Annotated in this window: 19 protein-coding genes; 10 read left to right on the top strand and 9 right to left on the bottom strand. The window is 70.1% G+C overall.

The genetic code is table 11. The features are described from left to right. The first annotated feature begins 26 nt into the window (after positions 1–26). Positions 27–578, top strand: a complete 552-nt coding sequence (locus ASG12_RS10185) for a hypothetical protein (protein ID WP_055788806.1) — start codon at positions 27–29, stop codon at positions 576–578. A gap of 66 nt (positions 579–644) precedes the next feature. On the opposite strand, the gene ASG12_RS10180 is transcribed toward ASG12_RS10185, so the two are convergent. Both ASG12_RS10180 and ppgK read right to left on the bottom strand, forming a co-directional pair. Continuing rightward, entirely contained in the window at positions 645–2021 is a 1377-nt protein-coding gene (locus ASG12_RS10180) for an RNA polymerase sigma factor (protein WP_045822550.1), read from the bottom strand. A gap of 160 nt (positions 2022–2181) precedes the next feature. Next, the gene (gene ppgK, locus ASG12_RS10175) at positions 2182–3000 is read right to left on the bottom strand and encodes a polyphosphate--glucose phosphotransferase (protein ID WP_055788803.1); all 819 of its coding nucleotides are present in this window, start codon (positions 2998–3000) and stop codon (positions 2182–2184) included. 236 nt (positions 3001–3236) lie between these two features. Here ppgK and ASG12_RS10170 point away from each other — a divergent pair, with 236 nt between their 5' ends. Next, entirely contained in the window at positions 3237–4085 is an 849-nt protein-coding gene (locus ASG12_RS10170) for an inositol monophosphatase family protein (RefSeq protein ID WP_055788800.1), read from the top strand. A gap of 18 nt (positions 4086–4103) precedes the next feature. Here the strand turns inward: ASG12_RS10170 and cei are convergent, their stop codons facing one another. Next, entirely contained in the window at positions 4104–4796 is a 693-nt protein-coding gene (gene cei, locus ASG12_RS10165) for an envelope integrity protein Cei (RefSeq protein ID WP_055789510.1), read from the bottom strand. Between the two features lie 374 nt (positions 4797–5170). Here cei and ASG12_RS10160 point away from each other — a divergent pair, with 374 nt between their 5' ends. After that, a complete protein-coding gene (locus tag ASG12_RS10160) occupies positions 5171–5470 on the top strand; it encodes a DUF4193 domain-containing protein (RefSeq protein WP_045822554.1) in 300 nt (99 codons plus the stop codon). Positions 5471–5598: 128 nt separating this feature from the next. Here the strand turns inward: ASG12_RS10160 and ASG12_RS10155 are convergent, their stop codons facing one another. Continuing rightward, complete coding sequence (locus ASG12_RS10155; RefSeq protein WP_055788796.1) at positions 5599–6114, bottom strand: DUF3093 domain-containing protein; 516 nt, start codon at positions 6112–6114, stop codon at positions 5599–5601. Positions 6115–6136: 22 nt separating this feature from the next. Here ASG12_RS10155 and dut point away from each other — a divergent pair, with 22 nt between their 5' ends. Beyond that, positions 6137–6622: a dUTP diphosphatase gene (gene dut, locus ASG12_RS10150; protein ID WP_055788794.1), complete on the top strand. Its 486-nt coding sequence runs from the start codon at positions 6137–6139 to the stop codon at positions 6620–6622. A gap of 5 nt (positions 6623–6627) precedes the next feature. Continuing rightward, positions 6628–7506 (top strand): DUF3710 domain-containing protein, encoded by an 879-nt coding sequence (locus tag ASG12_RS10145; RefSeq protein WP_082501903.1) that lies wholly within the window; start codon positions 6628–6630, stop codon positions 7504–7506. A gap of 28 nt (positions 7507–7534) precedes the next feature. On the opposite strand, the gene ASG12_RS10140 is transcribed toward ASG12_RS10145, so the two are convergent. Next, entirely contained in the window at positions 7535–8266 is a 732-nt protein-coding gene (locus tag ASG12_RS10140; protein WP_055788787.1) for a hypothetical protein, read from the bottom strand. A gap of 103 nt (positions 8267–8369) precedes the next feature. Here ASG12_RS10140 and ASG12_RS10135 point away from each other — a divergent pair, with 103 nt between their 5' ends. Beyond that, positions 8370–8744 (top strand): OB-fold nucleic acid binding domain-containing protein, encoded by a 375-nt coding sequence (locus ASG12_RS10135; protein WP_045822558.1) that lies wholly within the window; start codon positions 8370–8372, stop codon positions 8742–8744. Continuing rightward, a complete protein-coding gene (locus ASG12_RS10130) occupies positions 8734–9474 on the top strand; it encodes a DUF3159 domain-containing protein (protein WP_443089084.1) in 741 nt (246 codons plus the stop codon). The genes ASG12_RS10135 and ASG12_RS10130 overlap by 11 nt, the downstream gene beginning before the upstream one ends. On the opposite strand, the gene ASG12_RS10125 is transcribed toward ASG12_RS10130, so the two are convergent. Continuing rightward, positions 9464–10123, bottom strand: coding sequence for a potassium channel family protein (locus tag ASG12_RS10125; RefSeq protein ID WP_055788785.1), 660 nt, complete (start codon positions 10121–10123; stop codon positions 9464–9466). The genes ASG12_RS10130 and ASG12_RS10125 overlap by 11 nt on opposite strands. Before the next feature lie 46 nt (positions 10124–10169). Next, entirely contained in the window at positions 10170–10832 is a 663-nt protein-coding gene (locus ASG12_RS10120) for a potassium channel family protein (RefSeq protein ID WP_055788783.1), read from the bottom strand. An 89-nt stretch (positions 10833–10921) separates the two neighbouring features. Between ASG12_RS10120 and ASG12_RS10115 the strand changes: the two genes are divergently transcribed. Genes ASG12_RS10115 through dxs form a run of 3 tightly spaced genes read left to right on the top strand, consistent with a single transcriptional unit; the run spans position 10922 to position 16333 of the window. Beyond that, on the top strand, positions 10922–12991 hold the full coding sequence (locus ASG12_RS10115) for an APC family permease (protein ID WP_055788780.1): 2070 nt from the start codon (positions 10922–10924) through the stop codon (positions 12989–12991). After that, positions 12988–14346: a class I SAM-dependent RNA methyltransferase gene (locus tag ASG12_RS10110; RefSeq protein WP_055788777.1), complete on the top strand. Its 1359-nt coding sequence runs from the start codon at positions 12988–12990 to the stop codon at positions 14344–14346. Before ASG12_RS10115 ends, ASG12_RS10110 begins: the two co-directional genes overlap by 4 nt. A 31-nt stretch (positions 14347–14377) precedes the next feature. Continuing rightward, the gene (dxs, locus tag ASG12_RS10105; RefSeq protein ID WP_055789505.1) at positions 14378–16333 is read left to right on the top strand and encodes a 1-deoxy-D-xylulose-5-phosphate synthase; all 1956 of its coding nucleotides are present in this window, start codon (positions 14378–14380) and stop codon (positions 16331–16333) included. A gap of 16 nt (positions 16334–16349) precedes the next feature. Here the strand turns inward: dxs and ASG12_RS10100 are convergent, their stop codons facing one another. After that, on the bottom strand, positions 16350–17708 hold the full coding sequence (locus tag ASG12_RS10100; RefSeq protein ID WP_055789502.1) for an HRDC domain-containing protein: 1359 nt from the start codon (positions 17706–17708) through the stop codon (positions 16350–16352). A gap of 12 nt (positions 17709–17720) precedes the next feature. Then, complete coding sequence (locus ASG12_RS10095; RefSeq protein WP_082501840.1) at positions 17721–18314, bottom strand: DUF3000 domain-containing protein; 594 nt, start codon at positions 18312–18314, stop codon at positions 17721–17723. Positions 18315–18382: the final 68 nt, after the last annotated feature.

The following is an 18382-nucleotide window of genomic DNA, read 5'->3' as shown; positions in this document are numbered from 1 at the left end:
GAAGTCGTTCGACGACGCTGGGGGACATGGATTCCCCCGTGCTCTTCGTCATCATCGGTTGCGAGATCGGCTTCTGGGTCGTCGTGATCGCCGGACTAGCCGTGCGGTACGGACTGCGTGCACAGCGCGCGTCGACGATCGTGCTGCGGCTCGTACCCGTGGTCGATCTCGTGTTGCTGGCCGCTGTCGCCCTCGATCTGCACGCCGGTGCAGAGGTCGAACAGATCCACCGCATCGCCGGCATCTACCTTGGCGTCACCGTCGCGTTCGGTCATTCGATGATCCGGTGGGCCGATGTGCGGTGCGCGCACTGGTTCTTCGACGGTCCGCCGCCACCGCCACGGGTGAAGCACGGCCCGGAGGCCGTGCGTCGCGAGGTGACCGAGTTCGGGCGATGGCTGCTCGCCGCGGTGGTCGCGGGAGCCTGCATCCTCGGGCTGGCCGTCACCGTCGCCGACTCCGATCAGGCGCGCGACCTCTTCGGGATCTTCCCGCTGCTGGGCATCATCACCGCGATCTGGCTCGTCACCGGACCCGTGTGGGCGCTGTTCGACCAGGGGAGCCGTGCCCGTTCCTGACCACGCCGACGACGCGGCCGCCCCGGAAAGATCTCCGGGGCGGCCGAGTCGGTGGAACGGGTGTGACTAGTCGAGGTAGTCGCGCAGGACCTGCGAGCGCGACGGGTGACGCAGCTTCGACATCGTCTTAGACTCGATCTGGCGGATGCGCTCACGCGTCACGCCGTACACCTGGCCGATCTCGTCGAGGGTGCGCGGCTGCCCGTCGGTGAGACCGAAGCGCAGACGGACCACGCCCGCCTCACGCTCGGACAGCGTCTCGAGCACCGACTGCAGCTGATCCTGCAGGAGGGTGAAGGACACGGCGTCGACGGCCACGACGGCCTCGGAGTCCTCGATGAAGTCACCGAGCTGGCTGTCGCCCTCGTCGCCGATGGTCTGGTCGAGCGAGATCGGCTCACGCGCGTACTGCTGGATCTCCAGCACCTTCTCGGGCGTGATGTCCATCTCCTTGGCGAGTTCCTCGGGGGTGGGCTCGCGGCCCAGGTCCTGCAGGAGTTCGCGCTGGATGCGACCGAGCTTGTTGATGACCTCGACCATGTGCACCGGGATACGGATGGTGCGGGCCTGATCGGCCATGGCGCGGGTGATCGCCTGACGGATCCACCAGGTGGCGTACGTCGAGAACTTGTAGCCCTTGGTGTAGTCGAACTTCTCGACCGCGCGGATCAGACCGAGGTTGCCCTCCTGGATGAGGTCCAGGAACGCCATGCCGCGGCCGGTGTAGCGCTTGGCGAGCGAGACGACGAGACGGAGGTTGGCCTCGAGCAGGTGGTTCTTCGCGCGGTTGCCGTCGCGGGAGATCCAGGACAGGTCGCGTCGCTGGGCGACGGTCAGCTTCTCGCCGGCGTCGGCGATGCGGCGCATGCGCTCGGTGGCGAAGAGTCCGGCCTCGATGCGCTTGGCGAGCTCGACCTCCTCCTCGGCGTTGAGCAGGGCGACCTTGCCGATCTGCTTGAGGTAGGCGCGGACCGAGTCGGCCGAGGCGGTGAGCTCGGCGTCCTTGCGGGCCTGCCGCAGTGCCTCGGACTCGTCCTCGTCCCACACGAAGTCGCCGGACTTCTTGTCCTCCTCGGTGGGCTCCTCGATCTCCTCGGCGTCGGCCTTGGCGGCCGGCTTCACCTTGGCGGTGGCGCCGTCGGAGTCGGTGGACGGTTCCTCGACCTCGATGTCGTCGACCACGATCTCCTCGTCGATCTCACCCTCGGGGGCGTCGAGATCGTCGATGGACTCGGGGTTCTCGTCGCCATCGGTGGCGGGATCGGCGGCGGCCGGGGCCTTGGCGGTGGCCTTGCGGGCCGCCTTCTTGGCCGGGGCCTTCTTCGCGGGTGCCTTCTTGGCGGCCGTCTTCCGGGCAGTGGTCTTCTTCGCTGCTGCTCGCGGTGCGGTCACGTCCGAGGACTCGTCGCTGTCCGTTTCCTGGCGAGTTTTGGTGGCTGCCACGTACGACCTTTCGGGACTGGAATCATGTGGCGTCACACCGAGAGATCACCTCGGCGGAGCGGGGGCGTGATGGGCCGGCTCGATGGCCGACCGACCCATTGTAACGATTCGACGGCCCCACCGTTCGCCACACCACGCTTGGCGTCGCCATAACCGCCGATCAGGGCCGCAGACGGGCACCCACAGCCATGGCCGCGCCGACGATCCCGGCGGTGTTGAGCAGTGTCGCCGGGACCACGGGCGTGCGGTTGGTGAGGTGCGGTACCCACTTGTGGGCCTTGCGGCTGATGCCACCCCCGGCGATGAACAGGTCGGGCCAGAAGAGGTTCTCGTAGGCGGTGAGCACCTTCGACACGTGACCCGCCCACTTCTCGTAGGACATGTCCTTGTCCTCTTTGACCTTCGACGACGCCTGGTGCTCGGCCTCCACCCCGCCGACCTCCATGTGGCCGAGTTCGGTGTTGGGCACCAGCTTCCCGTGGAACAGGATCGCCGAACCGATGCCGGTGCCGAACGTCAACAGCATGACCATGCCCGCGGCGTCCTTGCCGGCACCGAACGCGTCCTCGGCCATCCCGGCCGCGTCGGCGTCGTTGAGGACAGAGAAGTCGCGGTCACCGAGGACACCGGCGAGCAGCGGGTAAGGGTCGGTCCCGATCCACGACTTGTCGATGTTGGCGGCGCTGCGCACGACACCGCCGGAGACGACGCTGGGGAGCGTGACACCCACCGGCCCGGTCCAGGCGAAGTGCTCGGTCACCTCGTGGATACCGCCCGCGACGGCGGCGGGGGTCGACGGCTGCGGGGTCAGCACCTTGAACCGCTCGCCGACGAGCTCACCGGTCGACAGGTCGACGATGCCGCCCTTGATGCCCGAACCCCCGACGTCGACGCCGAAGGCCAGACCTCCCGATCCGTCGCGCGGGACGTCGGCGCCCAGCGGCGTCGCGGGGTCGGTGGCGGGTGTCGCGTCGCTCATGGCGAGGTCCTCTCGGCAGACGGCGTCCGAACGATTCTCGCGCCCGGCGTGGCTCGTGGATGTGGCCGTCGGTGGTCACCGATGGTGGCCGACTCCGACTCGCGCTCAAGGCTAGTCATGACGGCGACCGCGCGCTGCGGGCTCACCGATCCACGGGCCGTCTGCGTCTCGCCCGCGCCGGTGCCACGGCGGGTGCGACCACGGCACCGCCCGCACGGGTGTGCTGACATGGACGCGTGACCACTGCCGCTGAACTGACCGCCATCGCCGTCGACGTCGCCCGCGACGCCGCCACACTGATCCGGACCCGCCGCGGTGACCTCATCGACCACGCGGCGGCACCGCTGCACTCCTCGGCGGTGTCGACGAAGAGCACACCCACCGATCCGGTGACCGTCGTCGACACCGAGGCCGAGGCGGCCATCCGTGCCCATCTGCTCCGGCTGCGCCCCGACGACGCGTTCCTCGGCGAGGAGGACGGCGGTTCGGTGGACGTGCCCTCGGGGGTGCGTTGGGTCGTCGACCCCATCGACGGGACGGTCAACTTCCTCTACGGGATCCCGGCGTACTCGGTGTCGATCGCCGCGCAGATCGACGGCGTGTCGGTCGCGGGTGCCGTCGTCGATGTCGCACGGTCGGTCGTCTACTCGGCCGCCCGGGGCGGTGGCGCCGTGCGCGACGACGGCACCGGGCCGCAGACCCTGCGGGCCAACGCGGTGTCGTCGGTCTCGCTCGCGCTCGTCGCGACCGGCTTCGGCTACGGCGAGGACCGGCGCCGCGCGCAGGGCCGGGTGATCGCGGAGTTGCTCCCGCGCATCCGTGACATCCGTCGGGTCGGGTCGGCGGCGCTGGATCTGTGCATGGTGGCCTCCGGCGCGGTCGACGCCCACTTCGAGCACGGGCTCAACCCGTGGGACTGGGCCGCGGGGGCCCTGATCGCCGAGGAGGCCGGCGCGGCGGTCCGGACACCCGGCCCGCGGTCGCGGGGCGACGAGGGGCCGGTGACCATCGCCGTCGCACCGGGTATCGCCGACGAGTTCCTGGCGCTGCTCGACGAGATCGGTGCGTCGGGACCGATCAGCTGACCGGATGTGGGGGACGCGTCAGCAGGACGCGTTGTGCACCGCGGACACCAACGCCGGGTCGGCGCCGGTACGCGGGTTCGACGGGTCGGCCTGCCGCAGCGCCTCGAGAACGGCCTGGGCGTCCTGCGACTGCTCGCGGCCGGTGAATTGGGTTCCCAGCACGAGGTCGACCACCGAACCCGACCGGCCGTCGTCGACGAGCTGGGCGCAGGGCTCGGCCACCCACAACGCCGCCGCGGCGGCACGGCTGGCCTGACCGAACCGGATCTGTCCGACGCAGTCGAGGTTCTGATCGGGGTAGACGGTGTCGTCGGCGTACGGGGTGTCGGTCGCCGGGGTGAAGCCCTGTGAGGTCAGGTCGTCGAGCACGCTGCGTGCCTGACCGCGTTCGGCCGAGGCGTTGAGGACGCGCACCTGGAAGGTCGACAGCGCGCCCGGGGCCACGTCGAGCAGATCGCTGTTGGCGACCGTGGTCGTGGGCGCGGGCGACGGGGCGCCCGAGGCCGCGGCTGCTGCCGAGGACGGGACCGGCGGCGGGTTGCAGCTGGTCGTCGCCGACTCCGCACCGCCGTCGGAGAGCGCGCTGATCCACACGACGAGGGCCAACACCAGCAGCACGACGACGGCGATGACGAACGGGATGAAACGGCGGCGTCGGAAAGGACGACCGTGGTCGTCGGTGGGGTATCCGATGGTGATCTGCGAAACCACGCTCGACTGACTTCCCTTCGCAGGTGGCCGGGGTCCGGTGATGGTCCCGGCGGCGACCCTCACCATAGGCGGCGAGCACGCCGCCGCGCCGGTGCGACATCCGCAGTTGACCCGGTCCGGTGGTTGAGCTACGCTTCGCCCGCCTCAGCGTAACTGGTCTTGTGGTCCAGAAACTCGGCCCATGTGGTCAAGGTCACTGCACAACACCCCGGTGAGGGCAACAAATCCGACGGATGTGTCGTTACTACATGGCACGCCCGTGAGGGACAGGGCGACTCGAGTCAAACGGGTCGTCCACACACGGCGCCCGACGATCTCGCGAAACAAGCGGAACGCAGTCGCGCCGGCCACAGGTATTGAGTGAAGGCGGAAACATGGCTACTGATTACGACGCCCCACGTCGAACCGAAACCGAAGACCTCAGCGAGGACTCGCTCGAGGAGCTCAAAGCGCGACGGAGCGAGGCGCAGGCCGCGTCGGTCGACGTCGACGAGGGCGACACGGCCGAGTCCTTCGAACTGCCCGGTGCTGATCTGTCCGGAGAAGAACTCTCCGTGCGGGTCGTGCCCAAGCAGGCCGACGAGTTCACCTGCACGAGTTGCTTTCTCGTGTACCACCGCAGCCGACTCGCCCGCGAGAACGGCAACTCGTTGATCTGCGTGGACTGCGCCTGATCGTCACGGTCTTCCCGACGCGGGAGTGAGACGACGTCGCCGTCACACGGCGACGCGAGACACGACGAGCGCCGATTCGCCCACTGGGCGGGTCGGCGCTCGTCGTGTGTCAGAGGGTGTCAGGTCCGTCAGTCCCGGTCGCGGTCCGAGGCGTCGGACAGTCCGATCGCGGCGAGCAGCTCGGCGGGATGCCGGGTGCTGACCAGCCAGTAGGGAGTCGGGTCGTCGGGGTCGTCGAGGACGAGGAGCACCATCGTCTTGACCCATGCCCGATGCATCATGAACGCCGCCGGGTCGAGCTGCCGGCCGAGCGCCGCGCTCTTCGCCGTCGCCGGGATGGTGGCGCCGCGGGCGATCAGCGACACGGGCAGATGCGCCTTGTGGGCCCACAATTCGCCGTCGGCGGTCACACGGACGGTGACACGGCCCATCGACCACAGCATCCACACCGCGAGCACCGCGACGACGACATAGGCGATGGCGCTCCACGACGCCTGCCGGGCCGCGAGCTGGATCTCGTACCCGAACACGCCGACCACGACCGCGGCCGCCGGCCACCACCACCACGGGACCCGCAGACGCTCGGTGAAACGGTCGGCGACAGGGGACAACCCGCGCTCGTCGGTCGATGAAAACGATGCCACCAGGCCAGCGTAGTCTTCGCGTGTGGCAGTCGATGCGCAGGTCGAGACGGTTGCATTCCGACGACTCGACCCCTCGGTCCCCCCTCCGCACCGCGCACACGACTCCGATGCCGGGGTCGATCTGTGCAGCACCGTGGACACCGTTCTCGCCCCCGGCGCGCGCGAGCTCGTCCCGACCGGGATCGCCGTCGCGCTGCCCGTCGGCACGGTGGGCCTGATCCATCCACGCTCGGGTCTCGCCACGCGCGTCGGACTCTCCATCGTCAACGCCCCCGGCACCGTCGACGCCGGCTACCGCGGCGAGATCAAGGTGTGTCTGATCAATCTCGATCCGGCCGAGCCGATCACCATCGAGCGCGGCGACCGCATCGCGCAGCTGCTGGTCCAGCGCGTCGAGCTGCCCGAGTTCGTCGAGGTCGAGACACTCGACGAGACCAGTCGGGGAACCGGCGGCCACGGCTCGAGTGGTGGTCACGCGTCGCTCGCCGATCCGCGTCGGGAAGGATGACGAGCATGACGGAGGAGATCGGTTCGGGGCGGGGCCCCTACGACATCGAGGATCTGGCCGAGGACGTCGACCTGTCCAACTCGCATCTCGACCTGGGATCGGTGCTCGTGCCGGTGGTCGAGGGCGGGCAGGTCACCGTGGAGATGACCGCCGACCACCAGCCCCAGGCGGTCCACCTCGTGACCCCGCACGGCCGCATCAGCGTCGCGGCGTTCGCCGCACCGCGGTCGCCCGGCCTGTGGCGAGAGGTGGTGGGGGAGTTGGTCGACACCCTGCGCACCGACGGTGCCGAGGCGTCCACCGAGGACGGACACTGGGGCCGCGAGGTCGTGGCCGTGGTGCCCGGTGGGGTGCACCGGTTCATCGGCGCCGAGGGACCCCGGTGGATGGTCCGCTGCGTCGCGAGCGGTCCGCCGGAATCGGCGGACGACCTCGCGCCCGTTGCGCGCGCCGTCCTCAGCGAGTCGGTGGTGCGACGCGGCTCCGACCCGCATCCGCCGCGAGACCCACTGCCCGTCTCGCTGCCTCCCGTGCTCGCCGAGCAGGTGTTCGCCGCACAGCAGCAGATGCAGGCCGACGGCGTCATGGAGCAGTTCGCCGCAGCCCCCGAGGAACTCGCCGAGCAATCCGGCACCACACCGGCGCCGACGGCTGGCGAGGCCGTTCCCGGTGACGACACCGAGGTCGCGCCCGAGGGTGCGATCGCCCAGAGTGCGCGGGCGCACGTGATCGGTGAGGACGATCCCGTCGGAACCGACATGCACCCCGACATCGAGGTCACCGACGCCGCCGAACAGGAGCCGTCGGAAGCCGAGGCGGATCGGTCGCGTCGGTCGTCGGGGTCGGCGCTGCAGCGCCTGCGCCGACGGCAGGGCAAGAAGTAGACCCCCACGGCACGAAGTGGACGGCGGCTCAGGCCAGTTCGGCCCAGGCCGACGCCGCCGCTCGCCCGATCGAGCCCGGATCGGCGCCCCAGTCGCCGAAGGTGATCGATCCCATCGCCGACCGCGGCGCCAGGTTCGCCCAGTGCTCGGCGACGGCGTGGGGATGGATGGGGTCGTCGCGCACGCCCACCACCGCGAGCGGCACGCCGAGCGCCGACAGCATCCCCGATGTCGGTGTGCGCATCGCGGCCGCCTCAGCGAGCTGTGATCGCAGCGGGGCGCCGATCGACGTCCACGACCGCGCCAGTTCCGCGCCCAGCCACGGGGGTGTGTGCGTCCGCATCTCCGCGATGGCGCCGTCGGTCCCGAGGCGGTCGATGAGGTCGACCGCGGCCAGCGCACTCAGTGCCGCCGGCGACGGTGCGGTCTCCCCGTCGAACAGCCAGGGAGGCAGCGCGGCGACCACGCCTGCACACGCGTCGGATCCGAGCGCCCATCCGACGCCGATGCAGGCCCCGCTGGAGATCCCGGCGACGAGGACCGAACCGTCCCCGGCGGCAGCGTCCTCGAGGGCGCGGAGGTAGGACGTCCCGACCCCGTCGGGGCCGGGATCGACGGCGGTCAGCGGCAGGCCCAGGGCGTCGGCGAGCGGGGTGAAGGCGCGCCTGGCGTAGTCGGCGTCGGAGCCCGTCCCGGGTAGTCCCACCAGCACCGATGCGCCTGCGAGACCGCTGGTCTCGAACGGTGTGACGGTGTCCATCCCATGATCCTGCCCCGTGGGTGGTGTGGTGATCGGGCGAGGTCTACCCTGGCGATCCAGGGGCCGCCATCAAGACCCCGATCAGCGACCGTGAAAGGGTGCGATGACCGCAGGAGCCGGATACCTCAAGCGCCTCACCAGGCGTCTCACCGAGGATCTCGAGCAGGCTGACGCCGAGAAGATCTCGGAGCAGTCGCAGGCGACCGGTGCTCAGCGCGCGTGCGACTGTTCGCGCGGCGAGGAGGTCAGCATGCTCGGTGAGCTGCGGTCGGTGCAGACCTGTTCGAAGGCGACGAAGACCGGTGTGGTCGCGGAGTTCTTCGACGGCACCGACGTCGTCGTGCTCAAGTGGATCGGTCGCAACCGCATCCCCGGCATCGAGCCGGGACGCAAGATCACCGTGCGCGGCCGCCTCGGCGAGAAGGACGGCGCCAAGGTGATCTACAACCCGTACTACGAGCTCCTCGGTGACGACTGACCCCTCGCGTGGCCTGTCCGACCCCGATCACGCACCCGACACCCCGGATACCGTCACGACAGCCGCGGCCGCGGCGCCCACACTGCTCGAGCAGATGGGTGGCGTACCCGGCCTGATCTTCTCGACCGTGCCGATCGTCGTGTTCGTCACGGCCAACGCCATCGGCGGTCTCACCCCCGGCATCATCGCCGCCGTCGCGGCATCGGTGGCGATCTTCGCCTACCGGCTCATCCGCCGCGACCCGATCCAGCCCGCCGTCTCGGGGCTGTTCGGCGTGGCGATCTGCGTGTTCATCGCCCACCGCACCGGCGACGCCAAGGGGTTCTTCCTCGTCGGCATCTGGACGACGCTCGTCTACGCGGGCGCGTTCCTGCTGTCGATCCTGGTGCGCTGGCCGTTGGTCGGCGTCATCTGGAACGTGGTGAACGGCAACGGGACCGCGTGGCGCAAGCACCGGCGGACCCTGCTCGCCTACGACCTCGCGACCGCGGTGTGGGCGGTGCTGTTCGGCGTCCGCTACCTCGTCCAGTCGTTCCTCTACGACTCCGACCAGACCGGTCTGCTCGCCGTGGCACGCATCGGCATGGGATGGCCGCTCACCATCGCCGCCGGCCTGGCGACGGTCCTGCTGGTGCGCTGGGCCGAACGCGAGGAATCGACCGAGCCCGACGAGACGATCGAACCCGACGGGGCACACGAGACCGGCGGGACGACGGCGCCTAGAGGCTGAGGATCGCCTCGCGGAGAGCCTCTTCCACCTCGGCCGGCGCGATGAAGACCAGTTCGTCGCCACCCTCGACCGGGTCGTCGGCCTGCGGCACGATCACCCGTCCACCGCGCAGGATCGCGACCAGCGCCGCGTCACGCGGCAGCACCAGCTTGCGCACGGGCTTGCCCGCGAACGAGGTGTCCTGCGGCAGCGTGATCTCCACGAGGTTCGCCTGACCCTGCCGGAAGGTCATGAGCCGCACGAGATCCCCGACCGACACGGCCTCCTCGACCAACGAGGCGAGGATGCGCGGCGTGGACACCGCCACGTCGACACCCCACCCCTCGTCGAAGAGCCACTCGTTGCGCGGGTCGTTGACGCGGGCCACCACACGGTCCACGGCGAACTCGGTCTTGGCCAACAGACTCACCACGAGGTTGGCCTTGTCGTCACCGGTGGCGGCCACCATCACGTCGTAGGTGTGCAGCTGCGCCTGTTCGAGGTTGTCGAGTTCGCAGGCGTCACCGTTGATCCACGTGGCCCCGGGGACCGAGGCCTCGTCGATGTTGTCGACGCGGCGCTCGAGCAACATCACCTCGTGCTTGTTGTGGAGCAGTTCGCGGGCGATCGAGCGACCCACCGCACCCGCCCCGGCGATGGCGACCTTCACCGTTGACCACCTCTGTCGTGGGGACCGCCGACGATCACGGCCCCGGTCATCCTGCGTCCCGTTCGCCCGCGGCGACCGCGAAAGCGTTGTCGCGGTTGTCGCGCAACACCGAGACGAACACGTTGTCGTCCTGCTGCAGCACCGTGCGCGGTTCGGGCAACAGCGCGTTGCCGAGTCGGTTGATGAACGCGATGCGCGCCCCGGTCTCCTCCTGGAACACCGCCGCGGTCTGCCCGATCCAACTCTCGTGGAACGGAATCAGCGTCACCAGCACCGAGCCGGAGGGATCCCGCCAGGCCGTCGACGGGCTGCCCTCACCGAGTGCGGCGACGAACCGCTGGGTGGTCCACGGCACCGTCGCGACGGTGGGTATGCCCAGACGTTCGTACACCGCGGCGCGTTTGGCGTCGTAGATCCGCGCGACGACCTTCTCGACACCGAAGGTCTCGCGCGCGACACGCGCGGCGATGATGTTCGAGTTGTCGCCGGAGGACACCGCGGCGAACGCGTCGGCGTCGGCGATGCCCGCCGTCCGCAACACGTCCCGGTCGAAGCCCACGCCCTTGACGGTGGTGCCGCCGAAACCGCTGCCCAGACGTCGGAACGCCGAGGAGTCGCGGTCGACGACCGCCACCTCGTGCCCCTTGCCCTCCAGGGCGAGGGCCAGGGACGAACCGACCCGGCCGCACCCCATGATCACTACCCGCACCAGCGTCCTCCTCGGTACAACCGGACCCGCGATCGGAAACGCTACCGCCCCACGTCGCCGCGGTGACGACCACGTCCTATGGTTGCCCAGTGTCCACCGTGTCCAAGCTGTCCGTAGCAGCGAAACGGCTCGTCCTCGGACGTCCGTTCCGGAGCGACACCCTCGGCGCCACGTTGCTGCCCAAGCGGATCGCGCTGCCGGTCTTCGCCTCCGACGCGATGTCGTCGGTCGCCTATGCGCCGCAGGAGATCTTCCTGGTGCTCTCGGTCGCCGGACTGTCGGCCTACACCTACACCCCGTGGATCGGTGTCGCGGTCGCGGTGGTGATGGCCGTGGTGGTCGCGAGCTACCGGCAGAACGTGCACGCCTACCCCTCCGGCGGCGGCGACTACGAGGTGGCGACGGTCAATCTCGGCCCCAAGGCCGGGCTCACCGTCGGCAGTGCCCTGCTCGTCGACTACATCCTCACCGTCGCGGTCTCGATCTCCTCGGCGGCGGAGAACATCGGATCGGCCATCCCGTTCGTCGAACAGCACAGGGTGTTGTTCTGCGTGGTGGCCATCGTGTTGCTCACGAGCGTGAACCTGCGTGGCATCCGCGAGAGCGGCACCGCCTTCGCCATCCCCACCTACGCGTTCATCGCCGGCATGGTCGTCATGCTCATCTGGGGTTTCGTACAGATCTTCATCCTCGGCGACGACATCAGCTCCGAGACCGCCGACTTCGGCGTGAAGGCCGAGAACAGCCACCTCGTCGGTATCGCCTTCGTGTTCCTCATCGCCCGCGCGTTCTCCTCGGGCTGCGCGGCGCTGACCGGTGTCGAGGCCATCAGCAACGGCGTCCCCGCGTTCCAGAAGCCGAAGTCGCGCAACGCCGCCACGACGCTGTTCCTGCTCGGTGCCATCGCGGTCGTGCTGCTGCTCGGGATCATCCTGCTCGCGCAGAAGATCGGCGCGAAGTACGTGGAGAACCCGGCCGCCGATCTCACCGGCGCACCCGCGGGATACCAACAGAAGTCCCTGGTGGCCCAGCTCGCCCACGCCGTGTTCGCGAACTTCACCCCCGGCTTCTACTTCGTCACGATCGTGACCGCGCTCATCCTCGTGCTCGCCGCCAACACCGCGTTCAACGGATTCCCCGTGCTGGGTTCGGTGCTCGCGCAGGACCGCTACCTGCCGCGCCAGCTCCACACCCGCGGCGACCGCCTCGCCTTCAGCAACGGCATCCTGTTCCTCGCCATCGCCGCGATCGCCTTCGTCGTCGCGTTCGGCGCCCAGGTCACCGCCCTCATCCAGCTCTACATCGTGGGCGTGTTCGTCTCGTTCACGCTGAGCCAGATCGGCATGGTGCGCCACTGGACCCGCCACCTGCGCACCGAGACCGACCCCGGTGCACGCGGACGGATGCAACGGTCGCGCATCATCAACTCCATCGGCCTGGCGATGACCGGCACCGTCCTCGTGATCGTCCTCATCACCAAATTCCTCGCCGGCGCCTGGATCGCGATCGTCGCGATGATCGCGATCTTCGGGTTGATGCAGCTCATCCACCGGCACTACGCGTCGGTCCAGACCGAGCTCGACAACAGCGAATACGAGACGATCCTGCCCAGCCGCACCCACTCGGTGGTGCTGGTGTCGAAACTGCACCTGCCCACCAAGCGGGCCCTGGCCTTCGCCCGTGCCACCCGGCCCGACGCGCTGGAGGCCATCACCGTCAACGTCGACGACCGCGACACACGGCGCCTCGTGGCCGAGTGGGAGAGCAGCGACATCACCGTCCCGCTGAAGGTGATCGCGTCGCCCTATCGTGAGATCACCCGTCCGGTCATCGATTACGTCCGACGGCTGCGCCGCGAGTCGCCGCGCGACGTCATCACCGTGTTCATCCCCGAATACGTCGTCGGTCACTGGTGGGAGCAGATCCTGCACAACCAGTCGGCGCTGCGCCTCAAGGGACGACTCCTGTTCGAGCCCGGCGTGATGGTGACATCGGTTCCGTGGCAGCTCAGTTCGTCGGACCGCCGCAAGAACAAGGACCGCGTCTACAACGCACCCGGCGACCTCCGTCGCGGCATGGTGGGTGCCCCCGAACCGCTCGGCGCGGAAAGCCGCAGCACCCCGCCCGGTGCCCGCGGCTCCGGCAGCGACACCCCGTGAGCGCGCGGCCTGCGGAGTCCGGAGGCTGGACGGGGTCGCGGCGCGAACTCACCGACCTGCGTCCGGCACACGGGGGTGCGATGGTCGGTCGCGACGGGGGTCGCGCGGTGTTCGTACGCGGCGCCCTGCCCGGTGAACGCGTCCTCGTCGAGGTGACAGAGGACCGCCACCGCTCCTACTGCCACGCCGTCGTCGTCGAGGTCGTCGAACCGTCCGCACACCGGATCGAATCGGTGTGCGCCGCGGCCGCGGCCGGCGCCGGGTGCTGCGATCTCTCGTTCGTCACCGCCGACCACGCCCGCGACATCAAGGCGACGGTCATCGGTGAACAGCTCGAACGACTCGGCGGGTGGTCACCGGATGCGCTGCGCGCGTCCGGTGCGGCCGCGGTCGAGGTGGCGTCCCTCGGGGCCCCGACGCACTGGCGTACCCGGGTGCGGATGCCCGTCGACGCCGCCGGTGTCGTCGGCGTGCACGCCCCGGCGTCGGATGCCGTGGTGACCGGTGCGCGGTGCGCGCAGCCGATCGTCGAACTCCTCGACGGGCTCGACGCCCATTCGTGGACGCCGGGCGCGGAGGTGGTGGCCGTGGGCGGGGACGACGGTGTGATGCACCTGACCGAACTCGTCACGAGCCCCACGACACCCGCGCGGGGTCGGTCCGGACGACGCGGCAACGACCGTCGAGGCCGGGCGCAACGGGCCCGCTCGGGGCGCTCGGTGTCCCGCGAGACGGTGGTGGCGGGATCCGACACCGCCGTGCACCGCGTCGGCGGCCGCACGTGGCTCCTGCCGGTGACCGGCTTCTGGCAGGCACATCGTTCCGCCCCGACCCGCTACGGCGAACTCGTGGGGGCCATGGCCGCGCGTCATGCCCCGACCGCGACGTCGGCCTGGGATCTCTACGGCGGTGTCGGGGTGTTCGCCGGCGCGCTGTGCGACGCCGTCGACACGCTGACCTCGGTGGTGGTGGTCGAGGCCGACGCCGCGGCGACGGCCGCCGCGCGCGCCACCTACGCCGACGACGACCGGGTGGCGGTGTACCGCGGACCCGTCGACGCCGCCCTGGTCAACCTGCCCGCCCCCGACGTCGTCGTCGCCGACCCACCGCGCAGCGGCGCCGGCCGATCGGTCGTGGAGGGCATCTGCGCCGCGGGCCCGGCGCTGGTCGTCCACGTCGGCTGCGACGCCGCCACCTTCGCCCGTGATCTGGGTACCTACCGCGAACTCGGCTACCGGCCCGTCGAGCTGGTCGGGCTCGACGCCTTCCCGTTGACCCACCACGTCGAGGCGATCGCGGCCCTGGTGCCCGACCCCACACTCGGCGGTGGCCGATCGGACGAGCCCCTTCCGTAGACTCGACATCACCATGGTGGAAGGAGCGTCGATGGGTGTGCTCGAGAGGATCGATTCGCCGCGGGATCTCGCAGGCCTCACGGCGGCGGAGCTCGAGGAGCTCGCCGCGGAGATCCGTACCTTCCTGATCGACAAGGTGTCGGCCACCGGCGGGCACCTCGGCCCCAACCTCGGCGTGGTCGAACTCACCCTCGCCATCCATCGCGTCTTCGAATCGCCGTCGGACGCCGTCATCTTCGACACCGGACATCAGTCCTACGTCCACAAGATCGTCACCGGCCGCCGTGACGCCTTCGACACCCTGCGTCAGCGCGGTGGTCTCACCGGCTACCAGGAGCGTGCCGAGAGCGAACACGACTGGGTCGAGTCGTCGCACGCGTCGGCTGCGCTGTCCTACGCCGACGGTCTGTCCAAGGCGTTCGAGCTGACCGGCCGCCGCCGCCACGTGGTCGCGGTCGTCGGTGACGGCGCGCTCACCGGCGGCATGTGTTGGGAGGCGCTGAACAACATCGCCGCCGGCGACCGCCCCCTGGTCGTGATCGTCAACGACAACGGTCGCTCGTACGCCCCGACCATCGGCGGTCTCGCCGACCACCTCGCGGGCCTGCGGTTGCAGCCCGGATACGAGAAGTTCCTCGACGAGGGTCGCCGCATGCTGACCGGCGTGCCGGTCGTCGGGTCGGTGGCCTACGCCGCGTTGCACGGCATGAAGAGCGGCATCAAGGATTTCCTGGCTCCGCAGGCGATGTTCACCGATCTCGGCATCAAGTACGTCGGCCCGGTCGACGGGCACGATCAGTCGGCGCTCGAGAGCGCATTGGCGCGTGCGAAGTCGTTCGGCGGCCCGGTGATCGTGCACACCGTCACCCGCAAGGGGATGGGCTACGCCTACGCCGAGAACGACGAGGCCGACCAGATGCACGGCATCGGCATCATCGACCCGCTCACCGGTCGTGCGACGAGCGTGCCCCCGCAGGACTGGACCTCGGTGTTCTCTGCGGCTCTGGTCGAGGCCGGTTCCCGGCGCGACGACGTCGTGGCCATCACCGCGGCCATGGCCGGGCCCACCGGTCTCGCCCCGTTCGGGGCGAAGTTCCCCGACCGTCTCTTCGACGTCGGCATCGCCGAGCAGCACGCGCTGACCTCGGCGGCGGGGCTCGCGCTCGGTGGCATGCACCCCGTGGTCGCGATCTACTCCACGTTCCTCAACCGCGCGTTCGATCAGTTGCTGATGGACGTCGCGCTGCTGAAACAGCCCGTCACACTCGTCCTCGACCGCTCCGGCGTGACCGGGCCCGACGGCCCGAGCCACCACGGCATGTGGGATCTGTCGCTCATGGCGCTGGTCCCCGGCCTGCGTGTCGCGGCGCCCCGCGACGCCGTCCGTCTCCGCGAAGAGCTGGGCGAGGCACTCGACACCGCCGACGGCCCGACCGCGCTGCGCTACTCCAAGGGTGCTGTGCCCGAGGACATCCGGTCGATCGAGCGACTCGCCGACGGCACCGACGTCCTCTACCGCTCGTCGAGCACGGGGCCGTCCGACGTACTCGTCGTCGGGGTCGGCGCGTTCGCCGCGTTGGCCGTCGACACCGCCGGCCGTCTGGCACAGCAGGGCATCGACGTCACGGTGGTCGACCCGCGGTGGGTGCTGCCGGTGAACGACTCGATCGTCGACCTCGCGAAGAGCCACCGTCTGGTGGTGACCCTCGAGGACAACGGGGTGCACGGCGGCGTCGGATCGGCCATCAGCGATCGACTGCGCCGAGCCGGTGTCGACGTGCCGGTGCAGCAGCGCGGCATCACGCAGGAGTTCCTGGCCCACAGCAGCCGCAACGAGATCCTCGGCGACCTCGGACTCACCGCGCAGGATCTCGCGCGCACCATCACCGCCACGGTGTCGACGATGCAGTCGGTGACGCCGATGGGCGATGACGTCACCGCGACGAAGAACGTCCCCGTCGACTCCGACGTCACCGCCGAGAACTAGACGCGAGACGTAGGTCTCAGCCCGCCGGTTCGGCGTCGTCGGCGGGTGTTTCCGGCTCCGGCGGCGCCGTGAACGCCGTGAACATCAGCGGCGTGCACAGTTCACGCTGCCATCGCCGTGCGCCACCGCGGGTGAGGCGTTCGGTGATCGCGTCGAGAGTCACCGGTTCACCGACGCCGTCCCAACAGATCTGACGCATCAGGTCGGGCTGCAGCAGGTTCTCCACCGGGGTGCCCACACGCTCGGAGAGCTCGGCCAGGGCGGTACGGGTGGCCGACAGGCGTTGTGCGGCCTCGGGATTGCGGTTGGCCCACCGGTTCACCGCGGGCAGTCCGACGCCGCCGGCGTTGCGGGATGGGAGATCAGAGTCGGGGAGTCGGCGGGCCCGGTCGATGGCACCGAACCAGCGGCGCGCGAGGCGGCGTTGACGGTGACCGCCGAACACCGGGAGTCGGGTGAGGTCCTCGGCGGTGGTGGGGGAGGCCTGCGCGGCGGCGACGATCGCCGAATCGGGCAGCACCCGGCCCGGCGCGATGTCCCGTTCGATCGCGAGTTCCTCACGGGAGGACCACAATTCACGCACGATCGCCAGTGCCCGAGTCGATTTCACCGTGTGCAGCGACGACGTCCGGCGCCACCGGTCGACCCGCGGCGGCGGTTCGGGTTTCGTGCGGACGTGTTCGAACTCCTCGGCCGCCCACTCGTCCTTGCCGGCCGCGAGGAGGTCGGCGGCGACGGCATCGCGTAGCTCCACGAGCACCTCGACGTCGAGGGCGGCGTAGTTCAGCCAGTCCTCGGGGAGCGGTCGGCGCGACCAGTCGGCGGCGCCGTGCCCTTTCACCAGTCCGAGGCCGAGATGGTGGGCCACCATGGCCGCGAGGTTGACCCGGGGCAGACCCAGGAGACGTCCACCGAGTTCGGTGTCGAACAGGTCGGCGCACACGAAACCCAGTTCGCGCAGGCAGGGCAGGTCCTGATCGGCGGCGTGCAGGACCCACTGCGGTCCGTCGAGGGCGGCGATCACGCCGCCCAACGCGTCCGGGTGATCGATGGGGTCGATGAGGAACGAGCCTGACCCGCGTCGGCGGATCTGCACGAGATACGCCCGACCGGAATAGCGGAAGCCCGAGGCTCGCTCGGTGTCGAGGGCGACCGGTCCCTCGCCCGCGGCGAGAAGCGCTGCCGCCTCGTCGAACTCCGCCGGGGTGCGCAGCACCGGTGGGACGCCCTCGGCGGGCTGGGTCAGCGGGGTGATCTCCGGTTCCGCGACGGCCTCGGGGGCGTCCGAGGCCGGCTCGGGTCCGGGATCGGACGCTGTGGGATCGGACGCTGTGGGATCGGACGCTGTGGGATCGGACGCTGTGGGATCGGTCATGGGGGCGACCACTCAGGTGGCCGCGCCGCCGACACCGAGGTTGGTGACACCGGTCGGCGGCAGACCCGCCGCCGACGACAGCACCTCGCAGAAGGCCTCGACGTGGGCGGAGAGGTCGGTCCCGGTGGCGGTCCAGGACGCACGCAGCTCGAGTTGGTGTGCGCGGGGCGGACCGGAGATGTCGCCGTAGCGGACCGATGTCGTGGAGGTGACGGTGCCGCCGAGGGCGGTGATCTCGCTGACCGCCAGGGCGTCGGCCAGCCAGCTCCACGCGACCTCGGGGAGCAGGGGATCGGTGGCCAGTGCCGCTTCGACCTCGGCTTGGACGAACGCGACGAGACGCATCGTCCCGTTCCAGGCGTCCTGGCCGTCGGGGTCGTAGAGCAGGATGAGCCGGCCGAAGGCGCTGCCGTCGGAGTCGGTCGGGATCTCACCGTCGGGTTCGGGTTGGGTGACCTCGGCGCCGATGGCGTGGCTGTAGGGCGCGAGGCGCTGGGGCGGACGGATGCTGCCGACCTCGATGTCGGGACGGATCCGTGCCGCATGCATCGAGTCGACCGCGCTGCGGAAATCGACAGGCTCCGCGCAAGCCCCGGGTGAGGTCACACCGGAGACGGTAGGCCGAACGGACTCTCCCGTGCCGGAGGCGCGCCGTCGTCACAGCCGGAGGCGCG

The sequence above is a fragment of the Williamsia sp. Leaf354 genome, from assembly GCF_001424365.1.
In the GTDB taxonomy this organism is placed as follows: Bacteria; Actinomycetota; Actinomycetes; order Mycobacteriales; family Mycobacteriaceae; genus Williamsia_A.
This window is presented reverse-complemented; position numbering and strand designations above follow the sequence as displayed.